The following is a 230-nucleotide window of genomic DNA, read 5'->3' on the forward strand; positions in this document are numbered from 1 at the left end:
TCTTTAGCCATTTTCTTTAATTTGGCTAAATCAGTAAAGGTGCTATTTGATTCAAGTAATTTAAGTAACGTTGCTTTTGTAGGTTGGGCTAAGTTTTCATTGAGAATAGTCTCGATACGATTTCGTTCATTTGATAACACTGTTGAGATAGTGTCTTGCAATGTTGTGTAGCCAGCTAAGGCTATTCTGTTTTGACCAAAATATGCAATGCATTCATCAAAAACATATCT

General features: G+C 33.5%; 1 protein-coding gene. It reads right to left on the bottom strand.

Annotation, left to right across the window (positions count from 1 at the left end):
* On the bottom strand, positions 1 to 230 hold a 230-nt coding region (locus AAEY68_RS21785), incomplete at both ends, for a hypothetical protein (RefSeq protein WP_350586910.1).

It is taken from the genome of Pseudoalteromonas sp. RB2-MNA-CIBAN-0110 (assembly GCF_040309305.1).
GTDB classification, from domain to species: domain Bacteria; phylum Pseudomonadota; class Gammaproteobacteria; order Enterobacterales; family Alteromonadaceae; genus Pseudoalteromonas; species Pseudoalteromonas arctica.